A 25,070-nucleotide genomic window follows, 5' to 3' on the forward strand; every position below is an offset into this window, starting at 1 on the left:
AGTGCCCCTTTATGAATTATTCAAAACCGCGCGAGGGTTTACTCATTTACCCTTGCGCGGTTGTGAAACATATTGGGAAGCAATTCAAGCGAAATTCCCAAACTTGCCTTCTTCGCAAGCTTTCGATAATGGGAGCAAACTCATGTATCGGAAACTCAATCTTGATCGAGATAAAGTCGATCAATGTCGCAATTTAGCACAGAGCATTATGGCTCCTGTTCTCCGTTATGTGAGTCACCACTCTTCTACTTCCATAGAAGCAGCCTGTTTATCTCTCATCGGCATTTCAGGAGAGAAGAAAAAGCGAAGCTTCGCTTTTTCTTTTGTGGAAATCCTTGGCCGCGATCGTCTTCGATCAGGGGCGTGCCTTTGGCTTGGGCGCGTGATGGTGCATGCAAATCTCTCTCCTCAGTCAGCTTGTGAACAGGTGGTCGCGAAAAAAATCAAATTTGATGCCGTTGCTGGGATCTCAGTTGAGCAGGCACGCAGTGTTCTTCGAGAGCATGTACTTCAGGCTCTGCGTTCGCTTGATGATCTGAAGCGTCAGAGAGATGAGCGTGGGAACACGTTTCCTCTTGGACAACCTCTTACGCAGCTTATCATTCCCGTTGAACGAATAGAAAAAGTTCACAGTGCAGTGAACGATGCTTTTAAATTGCGCATTCCTTTGGTGACATTGATTGCTCAGGGAAAGAAAAAACCTTTTGAAGAACCGACAGAAAAATTAGCGCAAGAGCTGACGCGTTTGGGAACAAAAAAAGAAAAAGGAAAACTTGGTGTCGAAAGTTCTCATCTTTTCTCTCCTGAGTTTGCGGTCATGGCAGTGAAAAGTGGAGTTGATATGGTCGTTGCTGATCCCCTGACCGATATTTTGATGTTTGAGATCAATATGAAGCGAGCTTTGATTGATCATCATTTTCAACGTCGTCTTCTCGCGCGTGCAGGAGTGTTGCTCATGACGCGAGATGATCGGTTTCTCTCTGCAGTTGATATCGCGCGATCAGGCTATCAACAGATCGTGCTTTCATTTTTACATGAAGCCTTCAATGAAGAGGCACAGATTTCTCCAGAACTCTTTTCTCTGACACATGCTTTTTCGCTCAACCCTTCGGTCAAAGAAGGGATGCTTCATGAGTTTGCACATGCTCAAGTGATGCGAGAACTCTATCTTCGTCATCCCCTTCATTATCTTTCGCTCTCCTCCTACACTTCTCTCTCTCCTTCTCTTCGTGCAAGTACGCTTGCGGTGTATCATCTGATAGCTTTATTGACCGAGCAAAATATCGTGACGCTTCCAACGAATGGTGATCATCCTCGAGATCGATCGGAGATGCTCTCCTGTGCAGGTTCTCTTCTGGAAGGAATGTCCGGAGGAGGCGATGAAATCACGATGAGTCCCAATGGAAAGATTGCGCGACGTGCTCATACCCTTTTAGAGAATAGCTGGAAGCTGCTTCGAAAAATTCAGCAAGTGGGGCTCATGAAATCATTTTCAGAAGGAATATTTGGGGGCATGATATGCAATGAAGAAAAAGGGGAAGGACTTGAAGGTGTTTTTCAAAAAGAGCGAGGATATTTCAATCCGCTCTTTGAAGAGTTTCAACTAACGACAAAAAAAGAAGAAAAAGAAGGAGAGAAACATGGCCGGCATCGGCGTCATTCTCAACCCGCACTCACGCAGTAATCGCAATAATCCCGATCGCGTAAAACGTTTTGGTTTTATTGTTGGAGACAAAGGATCATGTCATGAAACAAAAACGCTCGATGATGTGAAGAAGCTTGCCCATGAGTTTCGTGATCGGGAGATTGAGATTTTAGGCATTTCTGGTGGAGATGGAACACTTCACAAAACATTGAGTGTATTTGTTGATGTTTATGGAAAAGCGAAGCTTCCGAAGATTGCGTTTTTGCGCGGTGGAACGATGAACAATGTTGCCAATACGATCGGGATTCGTGGTACACCTGAAAAAATTCTTTCGAATATGATTGTGAAATATCATCGCAGTGAACCTTTCACCGAAACGAAATTGAATTTGGTGAAAGTGAATCACTCGTATGGTTTTCTTTTTGGCATGGTAGCAGTCACAAACTTTATTAAACATTACGAGAGTATCCCTGGGGAACCGACGCCATTTCGTGCGGCGTATTTACTTCTTTATTATCTCTGGCTCGCTGTTATTAAAGGAAATGCTGTTGAAGAAATTTTCGAACCCATTGAAGGAAAAATTTTTGCGGATGGAAAAGAGCTTTCGTTTTCTGAATATACGATGATTTTTGGAGGAACAGTTGAGAATCTCTGTTTTCAATGTCGTCCGCTGCATCAGGCACGTCGGCTTGAAGATGCCTTTCAAATGGTTGCTGCTTCGTGTACGCCGCGAGAACTTCTTCGTCTTGTGCCTCGCACATTTTTTATGAAACCGATGCAATCAGAGAAAGTCGAAAACGTGATTGCAAAGGAAGTGATTTTCCAATTTTCAGAACCAATTTCGTATATGGTCGACGGCGATTTTCCTGAGCCACCCACAAAAACGATCACCATATCGATGGGTCCGCGACTCACGTGTATCGTTTCCTAACTACGGTTTCAGAACAAGCTCACCTTTTTCCGCAAGGAATTTTCGAAGCGTCAGATTAATGAGCGATTGATAAGGAATTCCATTTGCTGCAGCCATGCGTTGATAGAATTGCAGAACATCTTGATCTAGACGAATTGTTTTTTGGATTTTACGAGGACGATAAAATTTCCCACGTATTCCTTTCGAAAAATTATATTCCTTCTTCATATTGTTTTTGCTCCTTTCTTGTTGCCCTGCGAGCCGAAATAATACGTATCATTTCGATCCCCGCCTCTATGATCTTATATGTATGGATTACAACTAACATATCACAATGAATGGATTTCCCAATTGTTACCCATCGCTCCTCCTCTTTGCTCTTTTGATCGAGCATTGAAAGATGAAGGGGATCATCAAAAATAGATTGAGCAATCTCAAAGGAAACACCATGTTTCTTAAGATTGTATTCAGCTTTTTTCGGATCCCATGAAAACAACATTGTAGCTACAAAGTAACAAACTCTTAAAGTTGTTTCAAGAATTATTTCCGCGACGTTTTACGGTCCTTGAAACGTAATCGTGAATGTGGTGCCGAGATGGGGACCATCTTTTGAAAATGCTTCGTTTTGTGGCGGAAGAAATGAAACTTTTTGAGTGCCGATGAATCCTTCAATGCCGAGTATCAAACGAAGATAAACTGCATCAAAAACAACAGAAAATCGTCCTATGAAATCATGAGAGATATATTCTTTGGGAGGGAGAAAGGAAGAAGGGTAGTTTCCGCTTGAAACGTTGGTTCCAACACTGAAGGCATATCCGAGATCCAGACTGATGCCGAGATAATCAAAAAACATAATGGTGGAACCAACGAAAAGGGGAACATGAAGTCCTTCTTTTTTTGTTTCCGGCTGTCCTACGAGAAGGTGAGAGAGCGATGCATCTGCTGCGCGGAGTGCAAAATCTCCAAATCGAAATGAAAATCGATATTGTGCATATTCATATCCAGGTTCTATTAGGAGGTGAGGGCGAAACGTTTCATTTCCATATTCCACACCAAACTGAATTCCAAGCTTGTAACGTTCAGCGTTGTTAATGATACCAAAACCGTAATCAAGTTTCACATTCTCAAGCCCTACGCCAGCTTGAAGACCATATAAAAAGTGCCATGGATTTTTTGGTTCTTCAGGAATCTCTGTTTTTTTTGGTTCGACAGAAGGCGTTACTTCGCGGCAGATACGAACCCCTTTGACAATGCGACAATAGTAATCAGTCATAATGATTTACGTTATAAAAATAAGTTGCAACGCGGTTAAGGTGAGAAGAGTTTTGAATGCGATCACAAAATGCCGCTCCGAGATTCGTTGCAAAAGATGTTGTCCGACATAGCTTCCCACAATGACGAGGAGTCCCAAGAAAGTGATCATCCCAACATGTTCTTGAAATGTAAAACCGAGGGTTCCAAAGCCAATAATTTTCATGAAATGGATAATCGCCTGACAACATGCTTTGGTTGCAATAAGTTCTTCCTTTCGCAAGCGCGAATGAAGGAAAAAGGGAGCGATAATCGGATCAATAGCGCCGATGAGCATCGTGATGGTGCCACCGATACCACCTGCAATTGCAAATGACCATCGTGGCCACGTTTCTCGATTTTTCGATGTGGGGAAATAGACTGAGAAAAGAATGAAGAGAGCTAACATGATGCGTATGACGTTAGGGTTCAGCGCGGTGACGAATTGACGACCGATCACAATGCCCACCACTGCAGGGATGCAAAGGATGAGACATGTTTTCCAGCAGATGCTTCGCCAAAAAAGGGAAATACGCGACCCATTACTGATGATTTGAACGGCTGCATGAAGGGGGATCGCAATGTGCGGGGGAAGGAGGACAAGCATAATGGCGAGAAAAATAATGCTTCCTCCCATGCCGGTTATGGTTGAAATACCGGAGGTGATAAATGCAGAAATGCCAAGGACCGCTGCTGTAAGCATAAAGAACGCCTCGTAGCAGTATTATCGGGCGAAATAAGGAAAAGTTGCGGTGACCTTGAAGAACTCAAAAGGAGTTGATATCGACTATATTTTAGTCTATTCTTTTGGCATGCTTGAGAAAATTTTTGGAAATAAGAGTGCCGAATATATTCTTCTTTTTCTCTATCATTATGGAGAACTGCATGCTTCTGCGATTGCTGAAAGTTTGCAAACAGCGATTACCCCCATCAAAAACCAACTTGAACGTTTTGAAGAAGCAGGAGTGCTCATTTCTAAAACTTTGGGACGTTCTCGTGTCTATGCTTTTAATCCCAAGTCTCCCTTTGTCAAACCGGTTCGCGAACTTTTGCGCATTGCCTATGAAAGTATTCCATTTCATGAGCGAGAAAAAATATTTTCGATTCGTCGACGTCCTCGCAGAAAAGGAAAACCGTTATGAAAAAACCGCGATGGAAGACATGCACAGCCGAAGAGCTTTGGAAGTATGTTGCATGGCATTTTGCAAAGCATGGTGTTGATACAGTTCTTGTAGGTGGTTCGGTTGTTTCTGTTTATACAGAAGGAGCGTACCAGTCGGGTGATCTCGATTTTGTGGTGACGACTTATACAGTTCCAAACTTTATTGAAATCTTAAAAAAAATTGGTTTCCATCAACAAGCGAGTCATTTTGTGCATTCGCAGTGTAAACATTTTTTTCTAGAATTTGTTTCTCCACCTCTTGGGATTGGTAATGATATCAACATTAAACCCGACGAACATCTGGTTGATGGTCAAAAAATAAAGATTCTGTCACCGACTGATTGTATTCGTGATCGACTTGCTTCTTTTATTCATTTTAAAGCACGGGAATGTCTCGATCAGGCCGTACTTGTTGCCAAACGTCATCCTCACGATCTCAAGAAAATTAAAAAATGGTGCAATACTGAAGGCGGAGAGGAACAGTTCAAGGAATTTGAGCGGCTGTTAAAAACTTAAAAAATTATTGACTCTCAAACGAAAAAGATTTTTTTCCAAAAAACTCTTCGTAGCGCTGTTCAAGTCCAGGAAAGAGGGGAAGATTTGCTTGAAAACGAGTCGTCGCATGCTGAGCGACAATGCGAATCTTTTTTTCAAGTGAGACATCATCTGCAGAGGTTTTATCGTACGCTCTTCCTTGAAGGTGGAAGTAAAGAATATCAAGTGCCAGTCGACACTCTTCACCATAAGCGGAAAAGGGGTCAAGTCTTGACTTTTAACGTTTTGAGTAAAATTTCGATGAACGATGAGAATGAAGGAAAATTTCTCTCTTGTCATCCTCGCGAAAGCGGGGATCCAGAAAAATTGATAAACACCTGGATTCCTGCTTTCGCAGGAATGACACCGTATTCATGAAAAGTGAATTCACTCTATTGTCGACACTCCCAGGAGAAGTTGCTCAAGGTTAAACTCTCATTATTCTGGCACGAATCGTGCTTTTTCTTCTTCTGACAGGGCTCAACGATGAGCTCTCACAAATGAGGAAGAATGTTTCATCTCATTGAAATTATTGAATTATTTAGATTTCTGCGACAGAGTCAAGTTCTCTGCTTTCTGGGAACTTGTCTCCTCAGTTTTTCTCTTCTTGCCTGTGGCGACAGTGGGAGTGGAACTGAAACTGCGCAGCTCTCAGGAGTTGTGCAGCCAGGGGTTTTTGGCAAAGCCTGTGTCACTTCTGACATCGAATATACAATCACTGACGGTGCCACGAATGAAACGCGCACAAAAAAGCTCGAGGTTTCACCTCTTTCTGGGAATTTTCGCGGAAGCATGGGAGGACAGATACGAGCCGTTGCGCAAGGAGACGATCTCCTGATCTGGGGTGGCGGCGCTTCGCTTCGCTATGGAGATGAAAACGGTCTTCAAGGTGCGCTCCCTTTTGAACGATCCGGAAGCGTGACCGATTTGCTTGCGCTTCGCTCTGAGCCCGATCGACTTTTGGTGAGCACTGAAAATGCAGTCGGTTTCGTACGCATAAAAGAAAACGGACTTGGAAAACTTCAACCTGAAGAGCTGCGCTCCTTTCCTTTAGGGGCACTTGCTCTGGCGACGAAACAACAAGAGAAAAATGAATCGCTTTATATCGTCACCCGCGATGGTTATGTCGTGACAACAACTTCAGAAAATATCGGCAAAAACGAAAACTGTTACGACATCCTCTCTTCTTCTGCCGCGATGGTGCACGACAGCACAAACTATCGTCCCCTTGATGTTGCGATTGCAGGCGATTTTGCGGTCGTGCTCTCGCTTCGCAAAACAGCGCCGAAAAAACTTTCACCAACGTTTGCTGAAGTTTTTGCTCCTCTTTTTCAGAGTATGATTGATGGCAAAGAGGGTGGCATTGTTCGCGCGGTCGATATGAAATCACACGGTCTCTTGACTGTTGGCTTTGAAACACTGGATAAAAGTGACATTGGATATGATCGATTTATGCCGACCGGTATCGTGGCGACCAATGAAGAATTGTATGTGGTTGGAATTGCCTACGATAAAAAAACAATTGACGAGTTCGTTGTGGAAAAATGTAATCAAGGTGAGCTTGCGGAAAAAATTCTTTGTCTTGCGGATGCCGCCAATAAAGGAGAGCTCACCACACTCAAAACCACAGCAGGGGTGAATGCCATTGTCGGTGGCCTCTATTTTTATCGAAACTTTCAAGACCTCACACGCCCTGCACATTTTGAATGGATCCCGCTTTCCACAGCGTATCATGAAGAAGAAGCGGCGCCGCTGACATTTCAAGTAACGGCACTCGGTTCGCAAGTGGTCCTTCGTGCTCCGAATTTTCTTTCGACCCTGACAAAGGGAATAGATCCCATCACCGACAAAGAGCGATGGAGTGTCAGTAATCAGCTCGACGCAGCGCAAGGTCTTGCCGCGGGAATTCCAACCAACGTGATTGCTTATCAGAACTCTCGCGGAACTTTTATCGCTGCAGCGTTGACGTCCGCAGAGCGAGAGGATGGTACCGGAATGAGTTCGCTCATGATCTCAGGCTCTGATGATTTCGTTAAAAAACTTGATACCGGATCTCTACGGACAAAAATTGAAGGGGCTGCGCCCTCTTCTATGCTCGCGATTGATCTCATGAATAAACAGGGTGGCATGCTTTACTTGCAGACTCCGTATGAACGTCATCGTTTTGATATACCGAATAAACCGGACGCATTGATTTCGCATGCTGCTCTCAAAGGTGATCGTGTTGCCTATGTCTGGTCAGATCGTGCGAGTGGTGAGCAACCAAAACCATCTTTTCATCTGGTCGTTACGAATCAAGAGCATGAAGCGCGTGGAGAACTCGTCGTGACGCGCGAAGGAGGGAATGGCCATTTCGATGGCTTTCCTTCGATTACCGGAAAATCTTCGGAAGATGTTTTACGGATCAGAAATATAGCCGATATAGAATTAATCTCTTCGCATCTTTTTGTGCTTTTTGAAGGTTATGAAGATGGACGTTGGTATCATCAAGTCGGCATGTATGAAATAGCAACAGGAAGGCCTTCGCTTGTCTCGGTTTCAGACACAGTTTCGTCACCTGGGTCCATTGATTTTGAAAATGGAAAATTTGTTCGCGTGATCCCAACAGGTGCAAAATATACGATCACCTTTATGGCTGCAGATGGATTTTATCGAGCTGATATGGAAGCCAATGTCGCTGCTCGTCCGATTTTCCAACGTCGATACGAAGCAACGACATTTGTGAGTGCTTCATGCGATGTGGTGGAAGGTCGTCGTTGTGTCTCTCTTGAAGGATCTGATGTTCATCTTGTTGATGCTGAAAATCTTTCGCGCGTGAGTCAGAGTGTCTCTATTTCTCGATCAGAAAATTCTACGCTTGATCGACTTTATTATGCGCGCACAAGTTTTGTGGGAACAAAACTTTTTGTGACGACTCCATACGGTGCTTCTTCTCGTTTTTCAATGTATGAGGTGAATACAAATGGAAGTACTTCTCTCGCCAGCACATGCTCTCAATGTGGATTTAATGATGTTGCTTCTTTTTCTGATGTTCCTTCCATGCTCTTTCTCAGTTCCCCAGCCGGCGGAATCGAGATGTACGACATTTCCCGTTAGATTACCAATAACTGACAGTCAGTTATTGGTAATCACAAACTGTAACTTGTACTGATGGTAATTGACATTGCGCGAAGATTACCGAAGCTGGTTGGATATGGAAAAAGATTGAAACCATCGCCACGATACAGGTATTGAACATCCATGGGGTGATAAAGATAGATTCCTCCCCCAAGAGAAAAACCGTCTTGCAATTTCTGCTCAGCGCTCAAGCCGTAACGAAGAAAAGAGCCTGTTCGCATGGTTGTTTGGCTTTCAGGATCCCAAAAGGTTCGACTTACATAAACAAATTCTCCATGTGCTGAAATCGTAAGTGTCTTGGCGATCGTATAAGAAGCTGCTACGCCAGCCCCAGCTTCCCACAAACTTGCGGTTCCCTGGCCAAGTCCCGTATAAAGTTTTGGGCCCAAGCTCAATGCATCCACTTCAAGAAGATGCCAAGTGAGATCAAGACCAGCGTAAATATCTGGAGATTGTTTTTGTTCTGTTTCAGTTGTTCTGCTCGAGATGCGAGGACCAAACTGCACCGTAAACAAGGAGGGGAGTAAAAAAGAGAAATCTTGTTCTGCCAACCACCAAAGTATGTTGTCGAGCGCTGAAGATTCATACACCGTCGTCTGCTCTTCTTTTTTCACTTCAACCTCATCCTGTGAAGATAGATTGCTCTGTCGAACAGATTGTTGTGGTATATCATTTTTTGGTTTTATATTTTGAATGCACCCTTGTTGGATGAGCGTCAATGCACGCTGAATGACTGCATCATCAAATCGGTGTTCAGCGATATCAAATAATGCTTCAGCTCTTTTGCGATTCTTCTCATCTGGTAATTGCGTCAATTCTGCACTGAGAGTAAGGAGATACACTAAGTCTTGAAATGCGGGATCTTGAGGAAAATCAGTCAACTGACATCGGGAGGTCAATTTAGTCATAATCCTACCTCTTTTCTCATTTCTATTATCGGTGATACTAAAAAGTTGTTGCTTCTTTTTTACAGACCCTTTTGGAAAAGAGATTACCAATAACTGACAGTTAGTTATTGGTCATCAGCAATATTTTTCTTTATTTTTCATGAAAAAAAGTATTGTTCAGCTATGTTCAAAACAACTTCATCTCTCGAACAAGCCCTCGAAAATCTTGAAGATACTCTTGATCTTGAAGCCTATCACGAACGTCGCCATGAAGAGACTATTGCCTTGGAAGATATTTTAGCTTTGCAGAAAAAGAAGAAAATACGAGAAATTTAATTATCGAGAATGAGCAGTTTTTAATATCTTGATGTCTTGATCGTGAAGGTCAACTTTTTCTTCATGACAGTATTCCTTTAAAACGGACTGGGTCGAAAACCTTCGCCCATAACTTCAATGACATTTTCAATGGTCATAAACGCTGCAGGATCGATTTGTTTTACAAAAAGTTTGACGCGCGCTACTTGCCGAAGTGAAACAACACAATAAAGAACTTTGACGTGCCGACCTTGATAAGCCCCTTCGCCCTGCAAAAAAGTGACGCCTCGGTTGATATGCTTCATAATATAATCCGCAATTTCCTCAGGCTTTGAAGAAATGATCATGAGCGCTTGACTCGTATCAAAACCTTTCATGGTTTTATCGATCAAAAGAGCTTCGACAAAAATATTAATGAGAGCAAACGCAGCGACTTCAGTGCCGAAAATAAAACCGGCAGCGATAATGATAAGAGCATTAGAGGTAAAAATTGTGGTTCCCACATTGATGGACCAAAGTTTTTTGACAATGGCGCCGATAATGTCCGTGCCGCCGAGAGATCCATTTAAGCGAAGCGTTATTCCGATCCCAACTCCGCTCACGACTCCACCAAAAATTGCCGCGAGCATCGGATCCGCCATGATTTTAAGCTGTGCCAACGGTTCCGTCAGATAGACAAAGAGCGTGAGTGCGAGCGTTCCGTAAAAACTTGCTACGAGAAAACCGCGCCCGAGGATGAGAAAACCGGCAACAAAGACCGGAGCATTGAAGAGAAGGATCCATGCCCAGATAGGAATAGGAGCCACATAATGAATAAGCAGCGCTAAACCACTAATGCCGCCGGTGACAAACTGAAGTGGAACGAGAAAGAGATTGATCGAGATTGCCGTGAGGAGTGCGCCGAAGGTGATAGCGCATGTTTGTCGAAGAAAAAAACCGAACGTCAGGCGAAAGGAAATAGGCGACGACATAATTTTTCTTCCATGTATGAACAAAATCGGGAAGTAAATCAAAAAGTTTGGTTATTTCAAGACGTTGACAATGCTTGTGTCGAATTGTTAGTAATCCAATTCTAAACGTTTCTTATTTGATACGGGTCCTGCCGCCTGCGGTGTTCCGGCCCTCCGCTAAAGACGGAGACCTCCCGGAACACGCTCCGGCGTCACCCGGATCTTGATCTGTTTGGAATTGGATTACGACTATGAATTCACTACCAGAAAGATATCGCGAGATTTTGCAGCTCCTCATCTCCGACTATATAACCAGCGCGGAACCTGTCGGTTCACGTTCGCTTGCCAAACGCCATTCAGGAAATCTTTCGCCCGCAACGATTCGCAATGTGATGGCTGATTTGACGGAAATGGGGCTGCTGGAGCAGCCGCATACGTCAGCGGGTCGTATTCCCACGGAAGCTGCTTTTCAGTATTATGTGGAGAGCCTTCTCCATATCCACGATCTCTCTGATGTCGAAAAAGAATCTATTCGACAGCAATGTTTTCAAAAAGGGGGGATTGAACAATTTCTCCATCGTACTTCAGGCGCGTTGTCGTCGATGTCGCGCTATATCGGACTGGTCGTGATGCCGGGTTGGCAAGAGATTGAACTAAAGCAGGTTGAGTTTTTGCGACTCTCGCGCGGAAGACTTCTCGGTATTTTTGTGGCGCAAAATGGACTGGTTCAAAATCAGCTCATTGAAGTGGATGAAGATTTTACATTTTTAGATCTCGAAAAAATAAATAATTTTTGTAATCGAACTTTTTCTGGTCTCAATCTCTCAGAAGCGCGCCAAAAAATTTCTCAAGAACTCGAAAGTGAGCGAGCCGACTACGATCATCTTCTTCGTCAAGCTTTTCTCTTTTCAGAAAAACTTTTTGCCTCTGTTCCTGCAAAAGAAGTAGTGATCGAAGGGGAAGAGCATTTGGTGGAGCATCCTGAGTTTTCAGAACTCGAAGAACTCAAAAAGTTAATGGCGAAGCTTGAGGAGAAACAGAGGATTTTAAAACTTCTCGATCGTTGTCATGAAGGCGAAGGAGTGAAGATTTTTGTCGGCTCGCGCGCCCAAGAAGAGGGCGTGCCGCTCAGCGTTATCTCTGCCTCTTATCGCAAAGGGGGTCACGTGGTCGGAACCTTGGGAGTTATTGGGCCCACGCGCATGGATTATTCTCGTATTGTTTCTGTTGTCGATTTTACCTCAAAACTTGTAAGTGATTACTTGAATGGAGATGTTCGTTCATGAAAGAGACGAAAGAAAAAGAAATTGAAAAAGATGGTGCTGAAGAAGAACAATTCACTGCTGATCTGCATGCTGCAGAACAAGAAGCGAAGAAGCACTATGAAAAATTGCTTCGGGTCATGGCAGATTTTGAAAATTATAAAAAAAGAACTTCAAAAGAAATTGCAGAGCGAACAAAGTATGCAAATGAAGATCTTCTCAAAGTACTCTTGCCAGCGCTTGATGGTCTCGGTCGTGTGCTCGACCATGTGACTCCGGAGTCGAGTGACGAAGCAAAAAATATTGGTGAAGGAGTAAATCTTGTCATGAAAGACCTTTTCGCAGCTCTTTCAAAATTTGATCTGCGTGAAGTGGAAGCGTTGCATCAACCTTTTAATCCTGAAGAACATGAAGCCGTCTCTACCGTGATGAGTGATGAGGTTGATCCTGACACCGTGATTTCTGTTCATCGTAAAGGCTATCGCTTAGGTGATCGTTTGCTTCGGCCCGCGATGGTCACTGTTTCTAAAAAAGAATGAATAAAAATGCCAAAGCCAACGCTATCTCGCAAAAGCTCTCGAGGGCCGCGTCCCGCTGCGGGTCAGCCCGCATCGGTCGCTTACGCTCAGCGATTTTGTTGATCTTATCCCGTTTGAGAAAATCGCTTCCGCGATACCCTCTACGAGCTTTTCCTCACGCGTTGGCTATAGTGTTATTTTTTTCTTTTATAAACGGTTGCGCCAAGACAACGACAGCAGGCTATCCTCATCGTGTCACGCCTGAGATCCAGCGCGCTTTTAATCTCGCTGAAGAACAGTTCATGCGCCGTGCCTTCGCAGAAGCGGATGAGCAGTATGCGCAGCTTATCGAACAATTTCCTTACACGGAATTAACTGATCGTGCCCACTTTCAACGGGCTGAAATCCGATTTACTCAAGGCAACTATGAAGAAGCGCTTCCGTTTTATCGTTTGGCAACTGCTCACATTCAACAACCAGATCTTGCACCGAAAGCTCATTTCAAAGCAGCCACTTCGCTTTATCATGTGCGACGCGATCAGGAAACAATTGCAGAACTTGAAAAAATAAATCGAGCACATGCAAATATTCTTCTTCGTTTACAAAGTGATTCGTTAGCGTTGATGGCATTCGATCGCATGGAGGGAGTTCAACCAAACGCTGTTCGCTTTGCTCTTTTTTTACTCGATGATTACGCAGAGGTCTCTTCTCAAGAAGACCTCTCTCGTTTGACGCTGGTCACACACGAAGAAGCAAAACAGCGAGTTTTCAGTTGGATGGATGACGGAGCTGTCACTGCAGCAGAGGTGAGTGCACTGCCGCTCGATACGTATAAAGGAAAAAAATCGGGAGGCTATGTTTTTTATAAATTCGCAAAAGTTCTCTCTTTCGAAGGGGATCAAAAAAAAGCTCATGAAATTCTTTCCGCGTATCTGCAAACATATCCGCAACATGAAATGTATCCATCAGCGAAACTTTTTTTTGCTGAAGTGGGAGGACGTATTGGCGATCGACCTATTAAGATTGGCGTGATCGTTCCTCTTTCCGGAAAATATCGCGTGTACGGAGAATCGGTGCTTCATGGAATTGAGTGTGCTGCCGGAATTTTTGAGCCTTGTGTTGGACCAGGAGGAGTCGAGTTGATCGTGCGCGATTCCAAAGGCGAGGCTGAAGTAGCTGTTCGTGCAGTCGAAGAACTGGCATCGCTTGATGTTCAGGCTATTATCGGTCCTCTCACTTCTCAGGAGGTCGAAGAAGCGGCAAAAAAAAGCGAAACGCTGGGCGTGCCGATGATTGCGCTTTCGCAAAAAGAAGGAATTCCCCAAATTGGAAAATATATTTTTCGAAATTCGATTACGCCGATGTCACAAGTCAAAACGCTTCTCGATTATGTTATCGGAAAAAAACAGATGACTCGATTTTTTGTGCTTTATCCTGAAAATCCTTTGGGAAAAGAATTTGATCTCCTTTTTCGAACAGAAGTAGAGCGTCAAGGAGCAAGCATTGTGGGAAGTCGTTCGTATCTTCCTCATCGTATGGATTTTGCTGAACAGCTTCGTGGGATCGATGCGACGTACGATGCTCTTTTTATTCCTGATGCTCCGCATGTGGTCGGATTTTTAGCGCCAACTCTTTCGATGCTCGGTATGGAGCGCGTGACCTACTTGGGAACCGCTCGTTGGGATAATCCGGATCTGGTTGAGCGGGGAGGAACGTATATTCATGGAGCTATTTTTGTCGGAGGTTTTGTCAAAAAATCTACCGAATATGAATCACAAAATTTTACGAAACGTTTTTATGAAGGATACGCAACGGAACCGACGCTTCTCGAAGCGCTCGGATACGATTCCATGCGTATGCTTTTTGTCAGCATTCAAGAAGGAGCAGCGCTTGAGCGAGCCTCTCTTCAAGAACGACTTGCGCGACTCACCGATTTTCAAGGAGCCACAGGACGTATGTATGTGGATCAAGATGGAGATATCCATCGCCGTCTGACGTTATTAACGGTGACGGAAGGAGAGATTTCTCCCATTGTTTATGAATGAAGAACACGTGATTGGTCTGATTGCAAAGGGGGCCACGCAACCTGCTTCTCTTGCTGTTGGCATTGGCGATGATTGCGCGGTGATAAAGAGAAGCGGTGAAGACTTATTAGTCAGCAGTGATATCCTTCTTGAGGAGGTTCATTTTCGTTGTCACACCACAGATTTTACATCCCTTGCCGCAAAAGCACTCGCCGTCAATCTCAGCGATATCGCTGCCATGGGAGGCGAGGCACGTTTTTATACCCTTTCTCTTGGAATTCCCAAAAATATAAGCATCGATGCGATCACGTCCATGGCAGAGGGTTTTCGAAAGACGGAAAAAATGTATCAGGTGAGTCTTATGGGAGGAGATACTTGTAAAAGTTTGTCTCATCTTGTTATTTCCATCACCGTTTTAGGAACGGTTCCGTCTGGAGAAGCTCTCCTGCGCAGTGGCGCTTCTTGCGGAGATGGCATCTATGTGACAGGACCCCTCGGAAGTTCTGCTCTTGGGCTTCGATGTCTTGAAAAGAAGGTTGATCATCCGAAAGCTCATCCATTTCTTCGCGCTCATCAACTCCCTTCAGCTCAACTTCAGGCAGGAATTCAGCTACGAAAAAGCGGAATGGTGACAAGTATGATTGATGTGAGCGACGGTCTTTTTCTCGATCTGGAACGAATTGCAAAAGCAAGTGGAGTTGGCTTTGAAATTGAAGTGAAAAATATTCCTCGTGCCCACAACTTTGAAGCAGTGTGTCGCCTTTGTGATCTCGATCCCATCGAAACGATACTTACTGGCGGTGAAGATTATCAGCTCTGTTTTACGGTGGATGTAAAAAAAAGCGCGGAGTTTGAAAAAAAATACTCCTATGCCCGCATTGGCACTATTTGTGAACAGGGGCGCGTTGTTGCATTCGATGAAAAGGGAGCTATGATCTCTCTTTCTCACAAAGGTTATGACCACTTTGATTAGAATTTGCTTTCAAAGATGTCATCGCGAGCCCGGAGGGCGTGGCGATCTCCTGAAAACATTGTCTACAGGAGATTGCTTCGTCGTCCCCCAAGATTCGTGGGGGACTTCTCGCAATGACATAATTATTCTTTACAGACTTTAGGAGGCAGTTTGGAATTTTATTTTCTTCTTTTGCTTTTTCTCTCCGCATTTTTTTCAGGCGCCGAAACAGCGCTTTTTTCACTCTCTGCTCTTGAACGACATCAATTTGAACAATCCAAGTCCTCAGCAAAAAGAGAAGTGGTGAAATATCTCCGAAAACCGCGCGAAATTTTAGGAACTATTTTATTGGGAAATGAACTGAGCAATGTGTGGCTTTCGATTATTGGCGCGGCGCTTGTCAGAGAACTCTATCCAGGGAACATTAAAATACAAACACTCTTGGCCGTTATGATTATCACGCCGATTATTTTGACATTAGGAGAAATTATTCCGAAAACCATTGCGCAGCAATTGGCGCGCCAACTTGCACCCCTCGTGATTATCCCTTTAAAACTTTTCCATCGTCTGGTCTCTCCCTTTCGTTTGATTTTGAGCTCCTGTGCAGATGCAGGCATTCGTTTGTTTGGCGGGAAACCTGAAGCAACTGAGCCCATGATTATGGAACAAGAATTTCGTCGGCTTGTCGATATTGGAAAAGCAGAAGGAGAACTCGTCGAAGAAGAGCGACAACTCATTCATCAGGTTTTTGAATTCACCGAAAAAGTGGTACGCGACATCATGACCTCGCAAGAACATCTTTTCATGCTTCCCGTCGATATTTCGTATGAACGGATGCTCGAAGAAATTCGCGCGACCAATTTCAGTCGTATTCCGATTTACGAAAAAGATCGGAATCACGTGATCGGTATTTTGCATGTGCGTGATCTCTTTGGATTTCATCAAAAACAACAGCAATCTAAAACAGAGGATATTCGTTCTCTTCTTCATACTCCTATTTTTGTCAAAGGAGATGAAGCCCTTGAGCCGTTACTTCGTAAATTTCAGGAATACCGTGTGCATATGGCAATTGTGGTAAATGAAAAACACCGACTTATTGGTATTGTGACGATGCATGATGTGCTCGTGGAGCTTTTTGGGGAGATGAAAGAATGAGTTTCTTGTTTCTTATTATTGTTCTTGTCATTTGTATTCTTGGTGAGGGTTTTTTTTCCGGAAGCGAAATGGCGGTCGTCAATGCTGATCGTTTAAAGATTAGGACGGCGTCGAAGAAAGGTTCGCGATTTGCAAAAGCAGTTGAAAGTTTAACGGCCAATCCTGCAAAATTCTTTTCAATCACACTTCTCGGAACCAATATTTGTACGGTCACTGCTTCTGTCGTTACCACACTTTATATTATTGATCATTATGGTCCTGATTATACAGGATTTGCTCTTCTCATTTTTCCATTCACTCTTATTGTCGGTGAGCTCATTCCAAAAAGTCTTTATCAATACTATGCGAATCAACTTGTGTTCGTGGTCAGTCCAATTCTTTTGACGATTTCAACGATTTTCAGTCCTGTTGTTTGGGTTTTAGCAAAATTCACGGATGCACTTTTGTCACGGGTCAAACGAGAAGAGAGTGAAGTGAGTGTTTCCCGAGAAGCGTTAGAAGCCATGCTCGAAGCAAGTGAGAAAGAGACCACAGATGTAAAAGAGGTCGAACGAACGCTTATCTCACGCATTTTTGATCTGGCTGAAACCAGAGTTGGCAACATTAAAACACCCCTTGTCGATGTGGCGGCTCTTCCTGCTTCAGCCACGCGCGAGGAAGCAATAGCTTTTATCGAAGAGAAGGGATTCACTAAGGTTCCGGTGTATTCTGGAAAATTTTTTAATATTCTCGGTGTGCTGCATAACACAGATTTTTTATTTGAAGATGCGAGCAAATCTGTCCGTGAACTGATGCATCCTCCCTATTATGTGCCTGAAGAGATGTCGTTAGACGAACTTTTTATTTCCATGAAAAAAAAGGGAGAGTTGATTGCGATTGTGGTGGATGAGTATGGAGCGGCAACGGGCATTGTGACCATTGAAGATGTCATGGAAGAGGTGGTGGGGGAAATTCGCGATGAACACGATGTGGTGCCAACTCATTATCGACGTCTTGGGCACCGGAATTTTCTTGTGAACGGTCGCATGGAATTAAAAGAAGCCAATGAACGATTGAAACTCGGTATTGTCGAAGGGGAATATGAAACGATTGCGGGTTACGTGGTGTATCTCGCTAAAAAAATTCCTGCTCTAGGAGACATCATTGAATCGGACACGTTACGATTTATTGTGCGCAAAGCGACCGATCGGGCGGTTTTAGAGGTGGAGATTCTGGGGAAAGAACCCTCAAAATGAGCTGAAAAATAAGGAATTTTTTTATCACAACTTTTTGCTCGGTTCTACGATAATGAAGAGGTAATAACAATGTACGAGGAGGTTTTATGACATTACAAAAGAGCGGCATTATTCGAATCGTAGATCCAATGAAGATCGGAGAGGTTGTAGAACGTCCTTTTACACACGATTGTCGCCCCACTCCTGAGGGAGAGGTTGATGATCAGTGTCTTATCAGCAGTATTTCTCCCGTTTTGACTCCAAGAGAATTTGCACATCCTGAGTTCGTCAAAGTTCCACTGGTAGATCCTAAAAAGAGGAGTCCTTCAGATGCAACAGGAAGTTCTGGGAGATATGAGCGTAGCCTTGCCGAGATGAAATATGCTCTTTGGCAGCGAGGTCATTCGCACGCTTCTTCTATGTCTGCTCTTCGGCGTCGGCTTTTTTCTTCCAAACCTGTTGCAGTAGTAGCTGAACAAACAGTGAAACCAAAAGTTATTCGTCGCACAATGAACGGAAAGGCATCTCTTCGTACATACGCAATTAAAGTCCCTGCAAACAATCAACCGACAGAACTTAAAGTGCAGCTGACGCAAAGATTAAAAAATGATGTGGTTGTGCTCGAAGTGATCGGAACTGATTCTACACGTGTAACCATTACTCAAAAGAATGGATCGACAATCATTCGTGATTCAAATGGGAAACGATTAGAGCGTTTCTTCATGCAACCTGATAAACGATATGCACTTCAACTTCTTTCAAAGAAGCACACTGCAATAGCCGAGATTTCATTTGATTCGGTACCTGCATAATTATCTTAACGCGATCTCTCCAACGTCCCTTTCATAAACTGTCCAAGCTCCGCATTATCGATAAATCCGCGAAGATTTTTTGTCACCCTCTCAGGTCCTTTCATAAAAAGATAAACTGGATCTGAGGTGTGTGTCCCTACTGAAAAGACGTTGAGGGTTTGTAAAGACAAGATGTGATTAAGGCGCGCGCCGTAGTTGTGGTAGCTTCCAGATTGAAATCGTGGTGAATCTCCAAAAGGTTTTTGAGGATTTTGATCTTGCGGAGCAGTCACCACATAGAGCGCCTGTTCGGGTGTTAACGTATACGCCGTATGTTCAGAGATTGCTCTCATCAAATCTTTGCTTGCGTTTTGTTCTGTATATCCATTTTTTTCTTTGAGTCGATTGACCATCGGCAAGAGCATTTCCTTAAATGATTTTTTTTGTTTCAAGAGAAGACCAAATGCTTCATTGTAGGAAGGGAGTTTGTAATCGGTTTCATACGTTGCTCCATTGGGAAACGTGACAACGTGAGTTTTTGGGTCTTTCATATAGACAATGCCAAACCCTCCTGTTTCATGATCAGCGGTGACAAGGACCAAGGTATCACGATGTTTTTCAGCATAGGCAAGCACAACCCCAAGCGCTTTATCAAATGCAAGTGTTTCAGCCAGCTGTGAAGCAGCATCATTGGTATGCGCTGCAACATCAATGAGCCCTCCTTCCACAAGAAGAAAGAACCCGTCTTTATCTCGCGAAAGAATGTCGAGCGCTTTTTGCGTCATGAGCGACAGAGAAGGAATGGTTGGTGCTTCATCGACATCGAGACGATAGGGAAAATAAGTATCACTAAAAATACCCAGAAGTTTTTCTGTTTTTTGAGAATCGATTTTTTCAAGCTGATCTGAAGTACAGACAAAGCTGTAATTTTTCTTTTTTGCTTCTTCAATGAGATCCATATCGTCACTGCGGTGGCTTTTGTGGTTAATGATCGGAGCAATTCCTTGGCACTCAGGAATATCTCCAAAAGAGGTATTTTGAGGAATCAGCTCAGCACCACCACCATTGAGCAAGACTTCGATGTTGCTCTCTCGAAGAATATATTCTGCCATTTTTGTTTCTTGTTTTCGACTTACCGCTGATGCGGAAAAACCAGCAGGGGTTGCATCGGTGAGTCTTGTATCAGAGACAATGCCGATCGCCTTTCCTTTTTTTTGTGCGACATCAACCACCGATTCACACTCTTTTCCATCGGGACCGATGCCAACCACATTCACCAGTGTTTTGACACCGCAGGCAAGAGTCGTTGCAGCAGAAGCGGAATCGGTCACAGGGCTGTCATAGCTTGAAGTTGTCATGATACTGTAGGCGCCTGTTTTGAGAAACTCTTCCATGTGAAGTGGTGGACTGTGTGGCAGAAGAGATTGTCGATAGGTGATGGCCTGAGCAACTTGTTGCATCCCCATGCCATCACCAACCACAAAAATAATATTTTTAACCTTCGGTTCTTTTTGAGAGTGACATGCTCCGAGAAAGAGAAGTACGAGCCAGAAAATAAATTTCTTCATCATCACCTCTGGCGAGAACTGTGTGGCACATCTTGTGGTTTACCTGCGGATAGATTAGACAGCCCCCTATGCTGATTGCATATATCGACTGTCTCTCAAAAGTGTCAATTGAAACCTTGCATCAAGCATTGATCAATGCCCCTTTTTCTTTCCCTCGAGTGGCGCATCAAAAAGCAAATGTTTTGATGACTGATCTTACAAACTTACTTCGGAAACAGAAACTCGTCGTCACTCCAAAAGAAAAACATCTTTTGGAACAGTTATTTGAACGTATCAGTGGCCTTGACCAGGTGATGGCCTCACCGATTCCCTGCAATCAGCGAACACTCTCCACAAAAACCATCTCTCTCTTGAAAAATATTCCTCTCAAAAAAGTAAAGACAAAAAAAGAAACCATATCGCCATTGGGAGCTGCGTTGATGGCAAGTATGGTCGATCATTTTGGAGAATCGCCACTTCAAAAAATTGAAGCGGTGGGAGAAGCCGATGGTCTGCGTGTCCTTATCGGTGAAGGTTTTCCTGTTCTTATGGTTGAAGCAACCATTGATGACATGAATCCGCAACTCTATGACTATATAATAGAGCGGCTTTTTGAAGCGGGTGCTGTGGATGTGACATTGCAACCCATCCAAATGAAAAAGAATCGTCCCGCGATTCTTCTCTCTTGTCAGTCTCCCTGGGAGAAGAAGGATAAAATTTGTGATCTTATCCTCAAAGAGACGACAACGTTTGGGGTGCGCTATTATCCGGTCGAGCGAAAAGTACTGACGCGAGAGCTGAAAACAATCGCCACGAAGGTTGGAAAAATTCGTTTTAAAATCGGAAAAGATGAGAAGGGAAATATCATCAAACAAATTCCAGAATATGAGGATGTGAAAAGAATTGCTTCCTCCGAAGGAGTGTCTTGCCTTAAGCTCTATCAGAGCCTCTTTCAGAAGTAAGGATCTCTTCCTTGCAATTTAGCGAGGTCTTTTGCACACTATCGTCATGCGATTTCATGCTGATGTTGAAAAAATCAAAGATGTAAGTCTTTGTGAGGTTATGAAACAAGAAAAGGAACTTCGTTCTTTTTTTCGAAAACTTCCGGTTGACCTTGTGTTTCTTCACGGTTCTTTTTCCATGCAGAACATGAAACCACTCAGCGATATTGATATCGCCTTACTTTTTCAAAATGACAAAGGAACATTTTCACTGATTGGGAAAATACGCGAGAAAATGGAGGAAGTCTTTGGGCGAACTGATATTGACATTGCCATCTTAAATCGTGCTTCACCACTTTTATGGATGAATGTTCTGCAAACCGGAAAACTTCTCTATTGTCGAAATGAAAAGAGCTTCAAACAATTTCGTTTGAAGACGATCCAACGTTACTTGAATACGAAACATTTGCGTCGTCAGCTTCACCTCTCTCTCCAAGAAGCTGTTTTAAGGAAAGCATCATGACACCTCTGAAACAAGAATCGATCTCATCAAAACTTCTTCGAATTCGTCGGAATGTAAAGGAACTGGAGCAGTTGGGAAAACTTCCTTATAAAGCGTATGTGCAAAATATTTTGCATACATCGACAGCAGAGCGTTTACTGCAAGTGTCGATTGAAGCGATGCTTGATATTGGATCGCATATTGTTGCTGAGGAGAGCTTAGGGGAACCGCTTGAATATCGCGATGTGTTTCTTCTTTTGATCAAAGGAAAAATTCTTTCAAAAGAAAAAGAGACAGCATTTATCAATCTTGCAGGTCTTCGTAATCGCATTGTGCATGTCTATGAAGATATCGATCACAAACAAATCTATCGTTTTCTGAAGCATGAATTGGGAGATATCGAATATTTTGTCACTGCGGTGATGCGGTATTTAAAAAAGCAGAAATGAAATAAATTCTATGTTAAAAAATGGTCCAGAATAAGGGCGAGTAACAGCAGGAGCAGATAGACAATCGAATATCCAAAAAGTTTCCAGGCAACAGGAGTTGTTTTGGTCACAAAAAGATTGATGGTCATGCCGATAAAAATCGCTCCCAGAATGATCGACGTAATTCCATAAAACCGCCCGATGCTTTCAAAAAGCATAAGTGAAACAGCTACTGGGACGAGAACGAGCGAATAGAGCAAAATCTGTTTGCGTGTCGCTTCATCACCCGCTACAAGTGGCAACATAGGAAGTCCCACTTTTGCATAATCTTCTTTGCAGCAAAGAGCGAGTGCCCAGAAGTGGGGCGGCGTCCACAGAAAGATAATCAAAAAGATAAGAAACGGGATCCAATGCAAGGTTCCCGTTGCTGCAGCCCAACCGATCAGAGGTCCTGTTGCTCCGGCAATGCCGCCGATCACGATGTTGTAGGGCGTCCGTGGTTTGAGCCACAGTGTGTAATAGAAACTGTAAAAGAGAATGGTGCCAAGCCCTAGAAAAGCCGCAAGCCATCCACCAAATTTCCAAAGTAAAAAGGAACCGAGAACACCGGAGAGAATGCTGAAGAGAAGAGCATTTCTCGGTCTTATCTGAGCCAGAGGAAGAGGGCGCTTGCGGGCTGTGCGTGCCATCAGTTTATCGATGTCACGTTCAAAGTATTGATTAAAACTATTTGCAGATCCACCAATAATAAAGATCGCAAGGACAAGAATCCAAAGTCGTGACTGCTCTGTGAGAAGACTCCCTTCAATGACGAGAGCGGTTAAACCACTGAGCGCAAAGAGAAGACTAATGCGCGGTTTAGTGAGATTCAAATAAGCGAACACGTTGTGCCTCATAAGCAGTGATAAAAAGAAGTGCGTAGAGTATCGTTCCCATTCCGAGATGCGACACTCGAACACTCATCGGCAGAGCAAAAAGAACATTGATGATGCCAAGCAACACTTGAAGCATCATACTGCCAAAAATAAGAAAAAGGAGAATCCTTCCTTTTTTGGTCGGTTTTTTTTGTAACGTGAGAATCACCGTAAGAGTTACCATGATGAAAATTACGTAAGCCATGATGCGGTGCCAGAAGTGCAGAGCGACAGCTCCTTCAAGCGGTGGAATCCACTCTCCAAAACATTTTGGAAAATCTGGACATGCGAGACCGGCATGTGACGAAGCGACAAAGCCGCCGAGAATGAGTTGGAGGTAGACGAGAAGAGTGGCACCAATGAACCAAACTGTTTTCGCATTTTCTCTCGGGGAACGGCTGCTTGCGGTTACGCTCCTCACAGCCTCTGTTTCAGTCGGCGCTTTTATTTCATATGGCATCGACGCGCCTCCCTCAGAGGTCCCCTGCGAGAAAATCCTCAACAGTTTGGGAACGCCATTACCAACAAGACGCAGTCGCATCCACAAAAGTGTCGTCAAAAAAAGTGTCCCAACGCCGAGATGAATACTGACGACATAGGGCGCAAGTGCGGTGAAAATAGCAGCTCCACCGAGACCGGCTTGAATGAGAAGTAAGACAAACGAAAGAATAGCAATTGCCCCAAGTTCTTTACGATATCGTTTTCGAAAAGCGACAAGAAGAATAGAAAGGGCGCCAGCCCCCACAATGGTCGCAATTATTCGATGTCCCCACTCAAGAAAAATCGGCAACTCCATCGGCGGAATAAATTGTCCATGACAGAGTGGCCAATCGGGACAAGCAAGTCCAGAACCCGTGCTCCTTACAAGCGCTCCCCACAGAAAAAGGACAAAGGTGAGAAGAATGGTTCCTGAAAGAAGTTTTTTCATTGAGGCGACCAATAACTGACTGTCAGTTATTGGTAAAGTCTGTTGTTCAACCTGAAAGGAGATACAACATAATATAAATGATGACACCCGTCACGGACACGTACATCCAGACAGGCCAGAGAATGCGCGTGATGCGAGCGTGTCGATCGAAGTGTCCCTTGAGAGCGTAAAAAAGTGCAAGTCCAATAAAGGGAATGATAAGGACCGCAAGCGGGATGTGTGTAAAAAGAATGAAATAGTAAATGCTGCGGAGAACACCGGTGTCAGTATATCGCGTGATCAATTGAACATTGAAATGATAATAAAGATAAAACGTGAGAAAGAGAGAAGAGACAAGAAGTGCAAGAAGCATGAGTTTTCGATGAAGTGCGATATTTCCACGTTTGATCGCTATTCTTCCGAAAAAAAGGAGCGTCGCTGCAACGGCATTTAAGCTTGCGTTAAGTGTCGGAATATTTTCAAGCGAGATCATTTTTTTGCTGTCACGCGAGAGAGAGCGTGGAAAATATCATTCGGAAGTCTGTCCATCTGAGCAGCATCACTAAAGGAATAGTAATTGAGAATATTCAACTGATCGTCAACTAAGACAAAGCGATCGCTATGCGCAAGGGGATCAGCGGGACTTCCAATTTTAAATCCTTCGATCAGAAGTTTTTTGATGTCATCGCTTTCGCCGGTGAGAAAATGCCAACGGTTGATATCCGCATGAAAGCGCTGTGCGTACTCCGAGAGTATTTGCGGAGTGTCGGTGTGAGGATCAACGGTAATAGAGATGAACTGAACTTCTTTCTCTTTAAATTGTTTTTCAAGTTGGCTCATTGCAGTTGAAAGTCGCGGACAAAAATCGGGACAACTCGTGAAAATAAAATTGACGACCGAAACTTTTCCTTCGAGTTGCTGAAATGAAAAAGGCTTTGCCGCTGTATCAATGAGAGTAAACGAGGTCAGAGGTGTCGCTTGTTGTAAGGGAAGGGGCGAAGTTTGAGGAGCATTCCCCCAAAACGCAATGACAGCGACAGTGACGAAAACGCCGAGCAAAAGGAGCGAAAAATTGATTTTAGTCATAAGTGGTCGCTACCAAAGA

At 43.8% G+C, this 25,070-nt stretch carries 27 protein-coding genes; 16 read left to right on the top strand and 11 right to left on the bottom strand.

Features of this window, described 5'->3' with window-relative positions; translation table 11 throughout:
* Position 1 precedes the first annotated feature (1 nt).
* Together A3C46_08155 and A3C46_08160 are read left to right on the top strand one after the other, a co-directional pair.
* Positions 2-1,684, top strand: a complete 1,683-nt coding sequence (locus A3C46_08155) for a hypothetical protein (GenBank protein ID OGQ21354.1) — start codon at positions 2-4, stop codon at positions 1,682-1,684.
* The gene (locus tag A3C46_08160; GenBank protein OGQ21355.1) at positions 1,641-2,576 is read left to right on the top strand and encodes a hypothetical protein; all 936 of its coding nucleotides are present in this window, start codon (positions 1,641-1,643) and stop codon (positions 2,574-2,576) included. The genes A3C46_08155 and A3C46_08160 overlap by 44 nt, the downstream gene beginning before the upstream one ends.
* Here the strand turns inward: A3C46_08160 and A3C46_08165 are convergent, their stop codons facing one another.
* Genes A3C46_08165 through A3C46_08180 form a run of 4 tightly spaced genes read right to left on the bottom strand, consistent with a single transcriptional unit; the run spans position 2,577 to position 4,548 of the window.
* Positions 2,577-2,783, bottom strand: a complete 207-nt coding sequence (locus tag A3C46_08165; GenBank protein OGQ21356.1) for a hypothetical protein — start codon at positions 2,781-2,783, stop codon at positions 2,577-2,579. It abuts the gene before it with no gap.
* On the bottom strand, positions 2,767-3,054 hold the full coding sequence (locus tag A3C46_08170) for a hypothetical protein (GenBank protein ID OGQ21357.1): 288 nt from the start codon (positions 3,052-3,054) through the stop codon (positions 2,767-2,769). Before A3C46_08170 ends, A3C46_08165 begins: the two co-directional genes overlap by 17 nt.
* A 57-nt stretch (positions 3,055-3,111) precedes the next feature.
* Complete coding sequence (locus A3C46_08175) at positions 3,112-3,828, bottom strand: hypothetical protein (GenBank protein ID OGQ21358.1); 717 nt, start codon at positions 3,826-3,828, stop codon at positions 3,112-3,114.
* A gap of 6 nt (positions 3,829-3,834) precedes the next feature.
* Entirely contained in the window at positions 3,835-4,548 is a 714-nt protein-coding gene (locus tag A3C46_08180; GenBank protein ID OGQ21359.1) for a hypothetical protein, read from the bottom strand.
* Positions 4,549-4,657: 109 nt separating this feature from the next.
* Here A3C46_08180 and A3C46_08185 point away from each other — a divergent pair, with 109 nt between their 5' ends.
* The 4 genes from A3C46_08185 to A3C46_08200 all read left to right on the top strand — a co-directional run bounded on the left by A3C46_08185 (position 4,658) and on the right by A3C46_08200 (position 8,637).
* Positions 4,658-4,987, top strand: a complete 330-nt coding sequence (locus A3C46_08185) for a hypothetical protein (protein OGQ21471.1) — start codon at positions 4,658-4,660, stop codon at positions 4,985-4,987.
* Positions 4,984-5,523 (top strand): hypothetical protein, encoded by a 540-nt coding sequence (locus tag A3C46_08190; protein ID OGQ21360.1) that lies wholly within the window; start codon positions 4,984-4,986, stop codon positions 5,521-5,523. The genes A3C46_08185 and A3C46_08190 overlap by 4 nt, the downstream gene beginning before the upstream one ends.
* Positions 5,524-5,607: 84 nt before the next feature.
* A complete protein-coding gene (locus tag A3C46_08195; GenBank protein ID OGQ21361.1) occupies positions 5,608-5,919 on the top strand; it encodes a hypothetical protein in 312 nt (103 codons plus the stop codon).
* A 132-nt stretch (positions 5,920-6,051) separates the two neighbouring features.
* A complete protein-coding gene (locus A3C46_08200; GenBank protein ID OGQ21362.1) occupies positions 6,052-8,637 on the top strand; it encodes a hypothetical protein in 2,586 nt (861 codons plus the stop codon).
* A gap of 32 nt (positions 8,638-8,669) precedes the next feature.
* On the opposite strand, the gene A3C46_08205 is transcribed toward A3C46_08200, so the two are convergent.
* Together A3C46_08205 and A3C46_08210 are read right to left on the bottom strand one after the other, a co-directional pair.
* Positions 8,670-9,566, bottom strand: coding sequence for a hypothetical protein (locus A3C46_08205; GenBank protein ID OGQ21363.1), 897 nt, complete (start codon positions 9,564-9,566; stop codon positions 8,670-8,672).
* Positions 9,567-9,958: 392 nt separating this feature from the next.
* Positions 9,959-10,831 carry a hypothetical protein gene (locus A3C46_08210; GenBank protein ID OGQ21364.1) on the bottom strand — a complete coding sequence of 291 codons (873 nt, stop codon included), beginning with the start codon at positions 10,829-10,831 and terminating at the stop codon, positions 9,959-9,961.
* Between the two features lie 230 nt (positions 10,832-11,061).
* Between A3C46_08210 and A3C46_08215 the strand changes: the two genes are divergently transcribed.
* The 7 genes from A3C46_08215 (at position 11,062) to A3C46_08245 (ending at position 18,747) form a co-directional block, all read left to right on the top strand.
* A complete protein-coding gene (locus tag A3C46_08215) occupies positions 11,062-12,096 on the top strand; it encodes a heat-inducible transcription repressor HrcA (protein ID OGQ21365.1) in 1,035 nt (344 codons plus the stop codon).
* Entirely contained in the window at positions 12,093-12,611 is a 519-nt protein-coding gene (locus tag A3C46_08220; GenBank protein ID OGQ21366.1) for a nucleotide exchange factor GrpE, read from the top strand. Before A3C46_08215 ends, A3C46_08220 begins: the two co-directional genes overlap by 4 nt.
* A complete protein-coding gene (locus A3C46_08225) occupies positions 12,608-14,635 on the top strand; it encodes a hypothetical protein (GenBank protein OGQ21367.1) in 2,028 nt (675 codons plus the stop codon). The genes A3C46_08220 and A3C46_08225 overlap by 4 nt, the downstream gene beginning before the upstream one ends.
* A complete protein-coding gene (locus A3C46_08230) occupies positions 14,628-15,587 on the top strand; it encodes a thiamine-phosphate kinase (GenBank protein OGQ21368.1) in 960 nt (319 codons plus the stop codon). The genes A3C46_08225 and A3C46_08230 overlap by 8 nt, the downstream gene beginning before the upstream one ends.
* A gap of 150 nt (positions 15,588-15,737) precedes the next feature.
* A complete protein-coding gene (locus tag A3C46_08235; GenBank protein ID OGQ21369.1) occupies positions 15,738-16,721 on the top strand; it encodes a hypothetical protein in 984 nt (327 codons plus the stop codon).
* A complete protein-coding gene (locus A3C46_08240) occupies positions 16,718-17,956 on the top strand; it encodes a hypothetical protein (GenBank protein ID OGQ21370.1) in 1,239 nt (412 codons plus the stop codon). The genes A3C46_08235 and A3C46_08240 overlap by 4 nt, the downstream gene beginning before the upstream one ends.
* Positions 17,957-18,042: 86 nt before the next feature.
* A complete protein-coding gene (locus A3C46_08245; GenBank protein OGQ21371.1) occupies positions 18,043-18,747 on the top strand; it encodes a hypothetical protein in 705 nt (234 codons plus the stop codon).
* A 5-nt stretch (positions 18,748-18,752) separates the two neighbouring features.
* Here A3C46_08245 and A3C46_08250 read toward each other — a convergent pair whose 3' ends face one another.
* Positions 18,753-20,294 carry a hypothetical protein gene (locus A3C46_08250; protein ID OGQ21372.1) on the bottom strand — a complete coding sequence of 514 codons (1,542 nt, stop codon included), beginning with the start codon at positions 20,292-20,294 and terminating at the stop codon, positions 18,753-18,755.
* A gap of 68 nt (positions 20,295-20,362) precedes the next feature.
* Here A3C46_08250 and A3C46_08255 point away from each other — a divergent pair, with 68 nt between their 5' ends.
* From A3C46_08255 to A3C46_08265, 3 genes are read left to right on the top strand one after another with little or no spacing between them, the layout of a single operon-like run.
* Complete coding sequence (locus tag A3C46_08255; protein OGQ21373.1) at positions 20,363-21,235, top strand: hypothetical protein; 873 nt, start codon at positions 20,363-20,365, stop codon at positions 21,233-21,235.
* A 31-nt stretch (positions 21,236-21,266) separates the two neighbouring features.
* Positions 21,267-21,737: a hypothetical protein gene (locus tag A3C46_08260; protein ID OGQ21374.1), complete on the top strand. Its 471-nt coding sequence runs from the start codon at positions 21,267-21,269 to the stop codon at positions 21,735-21,737.
* Positions 21,734-22,165, top strand: coding sequence for a hypothetical protein (locus tag A3C46_08265; GenBank protein OGQ21375.1), 432 nt, complete (start codon positions 21,734-21,736; stop codon positions 22,163-22,165). The genes A3C46_08260 and A3C46_08265 overlap by 4 nt, the downstream gene beginning before the upstream one ends.
* Positions 22,166-22,173: 8 nt before the next feature.
* On the opposite strand, the gene A3C46_08270 is transcribed toward A3C46_08265, so the two are convergent.
* From A3C46_08270 to A3C46_08285, 4 genes are read right to left on the bottom strand one after another with little or no spacing between them, the layout of a single operon-like run.
* A complete protein-coding gene (locus A3C46_08270) occupies positions 22,174-23,040 on the bottom strand; it encodes a protoheme IX farnesyltransferase (protein OGQ21376.1) in 867 nt (288 codons plus the stop codon).
* Complete coding sequence (locus A3C46_08275) at positions 23,003-23,986, bottom strand: hypothetical protein (GenBank protein ID OGQ21377.1); 984 nt, start codon at positions 23,984-23,986, stop codon at positions 23,003-23,005. Before A3C46_08275 ends, A3C46_08270 begins: the two co-directional genes overlap by 38 nt.
* 46 nt (positions 23,987-24,032) lie before the next feature.
* Positions 24,033-24,458, bottom strand: coding sequence for a hypothetical protein (locus A3C46_08280; GenBank protein OGQ21378.1), 426 nt, complete (start codon positions 24,456-24,458; stop codon positions 24,033-24,035).
* Positions 24,455-25,051 carry a hypothetical protein gene (locus A3C46_08285; protein OGQ21379.1) on the bottom strand — a complete coding sequence of 199 codons (597 nt, stop codon included), beginning with the start codon at positions 25,049-25,051 and terminating at the stop codon, positions 24,455-24,457. Before A3C46_08285 ends, A3C46_08280 begins: the two co-directional genes overlap by 4 nt.
* Between the last annotated feature and the right edge of the window lie 19 nt (positions 25,052-25,070).

Source organism: Deltaproteobacteria bacterium RIFCSPHIGHO2_02_FULL_44_16 (assembly GCA_001798185.1).
Taxonomy (GTDB): Bacteria; UBA10199; UBA10199; order 2-02-FULL-44-16; family 2-02-FULL-44-16; genus 2-02-FULL-44-16.